General features: G+C 45.7%; 1 protein-coding gene. It reads left to right on the top strand.

The features are described 5' to 3' along the window. Positions 1-56 precede the first annotated feature (56 nt). The coding region (locus tag Q4Q40_RS23965) for an SDR family NAD(P)-dependent oxidoreductase (protein ID WP_303304586.1) at positions 57-4,778 on the top strand (4,722 nt) is incomplete at its 3' end.

The raw sequence follows: 4,778 nt of genomic DNA, 5'->3' as shown, positions 1-4,778 counted from the left end.
AGATACAAAAGCTTGATATAGACCTATTAGATGAATCTGGTAAGATATGTGTTAGAATGAAAGGGTACACCTCTAGAATATTAGAAGAAAAAAACGAGAATACCAAAAATCACTTATTATTGAAGTCGTCGCAAAAAGAGGTTGTTAACGAATACTCGTTAGATTCTTCATCAAAAGCGGATATCAAAACAGAAACGTTAGAGGACGTAGACCTTGAGCAAAAAGTACTGGAGCTACTAGTTAAAACTACAAGTGAAGTGCTTCAGGTACCTAAGCAAGAAATAGAGGTTGATGCAGAATTTATTGAATACGGTCTAGAGAAATCCCTAATGGGTGTCCTTGCACAGAAAGTGGGTGAAAAATTTAATCTTCAACTAACCCCCAAAGTTTTATTCCAATTTGGATCAATAAAGGAATTATCGATATTTCTTGTAGAAAAACATCATAAATCCGTATCTCAGAAGTTTTTTAAAAATGATAAAAACTTTAATGAATCGAATAAAGAAAAGAGCATAAAACCTCATTTGGGCAATGATACACTATCCAAAGAAAAAGTAATAGATTTCTTTAAAAAGTTATTGTCATCAGTAATTAAAGTACCCGTTGGTCAAATTGATGCTGAAGCCCCTATGGAAAAATACGGTATTGATTCATTTATGATATTGGGACTTACTTCTGATCTTGAACAAAAATTTGGGGTTTTATCTAAAACATTGTTTTTTGAATATCAAACAATTAAGGCATTAGTTGGCTATTTCTTTGAAAATCATTCTAAAACATTATCAACTCTTTTAGATGGTGAAGTAAAACCTTTATCAAAACCACATACTACAAAAACCGAGATTAAACGAAAAGAAAAAGATATTTTTGATTTTCAGAATAAGAAAAGAAAACTTAATCCAGTTTTTAGAAAAACCAAAAGAGTGGATCGAGGGCAGTCCATTGGTGACATTGCAATCGTAGGGGTTTCTGGTAAATACCCCGGAGCAGATACCTTGGAGGACTTCTGGAAGAACTTACGGGAGGGAGTAGACTCGATCACCGAGATCCCCAAGGACAGGTGGGATCACTCCCTCTATTATGATCCAGATATGAGCAAGACTGGTAAGACCTACAGCAAGTGGGGTGGGTTTGTCAACGACATAGACAAGTTCGATCCTTTGTTCTTCAACATCTCTCCCAGGGAAGCCGCCGTTATGGATCCCCAGGAACGCCTTTTCCTTGAGTGCGTCAGTGCCACCTTCGAGGATGCTGGCTATACCCGAAGTTCCCTTGCGAGTTACCATGCCAATGGCCTCGGAGGCAGCGTGGGGGTATTTGCCGGGGTCATGTACGAGGAGTATCAGCTCTATGGAGCACAGGAGACCGCACAAGGTAGACCCTTGACTTTGCCTGGCATCTCCTCTTCTATAGCCAACCGGGTATCCTATTATTACGATCTCCATGGCCCGAGCCTTGCCGTCGACACCATGTGCTCGTCATCATTGACTGCCATACACCTTGCATGCCAGAGTATCGAACAAGGGGACTGTGAACTTGCTATCGCAGGAGGTGTAAACCTATCTGTACACCCCAATAAATACATATTCTTAAGTCAGGGTCGATTTGTATCTGGTCAAGGCAGGTGCGAGAGCTTCGGGAAAGGTGGTGACGGTTATGTACCCGGCGAGGGCGTGGGTGCCGTCCTGTTAAAGCCATTAGCAAAAGCCGTTGACGACGGGGATCAGATATACGGGGTAATCAAATCCAGTTCCCTCAACCACGGAGGCAAGACCAACGGGTATTCTATCCCCAATCCCATAGCACAAGCAGAAGTAATCGCCCAGGCCTATAAGAAATCGGGCATCGATCCCCGAACCGTCAGTTATGTGGAAGCACACGGAACAGGAACTTCTTTGGGCGACCCTATTGAAATAGCGGGATTAAGCAGGGCCTTTGGGGCCTTCACAAAGGACAAGCAATATTGTTCCATAGGATCGGCAAAGTCGAACATTGGCCATTGTGAGAGTGCCGCCGGGATCGCAGGACTAACAAAGGTCCTCCTGCAGATCAAGCACTCAAAGCTGGCTCCTTCCCTGCATTCTAAAGTTCTCAACCCACACATAGATTTCGAGAACAGCCCCTTTGTCGTCCAACAAGAGCTAAGCGACTGGAAGCGACCAGTAATACAGGATCTCGAGTACCCACTTCGTGCGGGGATCTCTTCTTTTGGGGCGGGAGGATCCAATGCCCACCTTATTGTTGAGGAATATCGTGGGAATCTCATGGAAAAAAAAACCTCTACTCCTTCTCCGTATATGATCGTACTATCTGCCGGAACGCAGGAAAGGCTGCGCTCCTACGCTGAGATCTTTTCGCTATGGCTCCAGACAAGCGCCTCGGATGGTGCGGAAATGGCCCAGATAGCACATATGTTGCAGACCGGACGGGAGGCCATGGAAGTACGTATGGGGGTCTTGGTCGAAGACAGGCAAGAACTGATAGCTAAACTGGAACAATACCTATCACAGGAAATCGATATCGATCGCTTGTATCTGGGAAACAGAAAGGATAAAGATGGGTTATGGATGCTTGGGGACGAAGATATAAAGGCAGGGATAGATACTTGGATCAATAAGGGCAAATATGAGAAGTTATTGGAAATATGGGCAAAAGGGCACGATCTGGATTGGAACAAGTTCTATGTAGACGGACAGATAAAAAAGATCAGCTTGCCTACTTACCCCTTTGCCCGTGAACGCCATTGGTTCAAAGAAAAAATACAGTCTGATTTACTGACCCTGCAAGACCCGTCCCGTTTTATGGTAAAGGACTGGAAAGAATGCAGTGACTCTTTTCTAAGAGAGGTAAAAGGACAGGTTCTGATCTTAATAAACAAAGCGACCAGAGCATTGGGAATGGAGGTATCCTCGCTCTTACCGGGAAGTACCTTAATGTACATGGACGGTTCCGAGCCGTCACCGGAACCGGATTGGGAAACTCTCGACGGTGTCATTGACCTTATCGGTTGTGACCAAGGGGAAGATCCTTCGTTAGAGTGGCTAACCATAATCCAGACAGCCGTAGAACAGGGGAACCGTTCCGGTATCAGGTTATTATGTACCACCAAGTCCCTGGAGGCGTACAGGAACGACCGGATCAACTTATCCGGGGCAACACGTTCGGGTCTCTACCGTATGCTGGGCCACGAATATGGACATGTATCTTCCTGCCATATGGATGTTGAACCGGCCCCCCTTGGGGAGATCGCCAATATAATTTCCAAAGAGTACTCCTGTCAGGGAGACTGGTCGGAAGTATGCTTCCGATCGGGGGTACGTTACGAGCCCTATCTGAAAACCGAGATATTGTCCCCCGTTGCCGGTATGGCGTTCCCCGACCCAGAAGAAGTCATCCTCATTACCGGGGGAACCCGTGGAATAGGTTACCTCTGTGCGGAACATTTTATAAAGGAACACGGTGCCCGTCAATTGATCCTAAGCGGCCGTTCAGAAATTCCCGAACGCCAACATTGGTCTGTTATCAAAAAAGAGGACAGTAGCCTCGCCACTAAGATAAAGGCTATCGAGAAATTGGAGGCTTTGGGCGCCAAAATACTTGTGACCTCGGTAGACCTCACGGACCAAGCAGCCGTAAAATCGATGCTATACCGGGCCAAAAAAGAGATGGGAACCGTAACGGGCGTTGTGCACAGTGCAGGCATAATAGATGCTGACAACCCCGCATTTATACGGAAAAAACTCTCGGGAATAGCAGAGGTACTGTCCCCAAAGGTACACGGACTGGAAACACTCTACTCTGAAATTGAAAAAGAATCCCTAAGATTCTTTGTCATGTTCTCTTCCATTTCGGCAACTATTCCGTCCCTGGGGCCTGGACAGAGCGATTATACGATGGCAAATGCCTATATGGACTACTTTGCATTGAGCAAACAAAACGAGGCAAGGGTCATCAGTATACAGTGGCCAAGCTGGAGGGAAACAGGAATGGGCGAGATAAAGAGCAAGGCATATTTACAGACCGGTTTGCAGAGCTTGCTCAACAAGGAAGGTCTCGAGTTGTTGGACAACATACTCGCGCAGGACAGCATTAGGGTAGTCCTTCCTGCTATGATGAAAGAACCCTCATGGAACCCAGAGCAGCTACTCGGGTACCGAACCAAAAAAGACGAATCAAAAAAAATAAGGGCTACACAGAAAAACTTAACGCCCAAGGAGGTTAATAAGATGCAGGCTCCTACCCCACTAACCCTTATCACGGCGACAGAGAGCTGGTTAACAACGCTCTTTTCAGAAGAGCTGAAGATGGATCCAAACCGCTTTGAAAAAGACCGCCCTTTCCAGGATTATGGCGTGGACTCCGTACTGCTATCCCAATTATTGAGCAAACTCAACAGTTATCTCGAAGGGAACCTTGACCCATCGATACTGCTCGAATACCAGAGTATAGAGGCTTTAGCATCATGGCTCGCAAAGGAATACCATACAAAACTATCGGAACGTCTGTTTCTTGACTCCGATCACAAAGACGCCGCTTCTAGCCTATCAAAAGAGATGGCTAAAACGGTAGAAAATAAAGATCCAGAGACCGTTCATGAAAAAAGCACAAGCCCCGAAAAAGATCTAAAACCAAAGACCAAGATCGTTCATAAAAAGGGACAATCGATAGCCGTAGTGGGAATGTCCTGCAGGTTCCCGGGAGCCAACGATCTGGAAGAGTACTGGGACCTTCTAAAAGAAGGGCGCTGTACGATAGACAACGTGCCCTTCGAACGTTGG

This window comes from Flavivirga jejuensis (assembly GCF_030540765.1).
Taxonomy (GTDB): Bacteria; Bacteroidota; Bacteroidia; order Flavobacteriales; family Flavobacteriaceae; genus Flavivirga; species Flavivirga jejuensis.
Note: the sequence above shows the minus strand (reverse complement) of the source record. Positions and strands in the feature narration are given on the sequence as shown.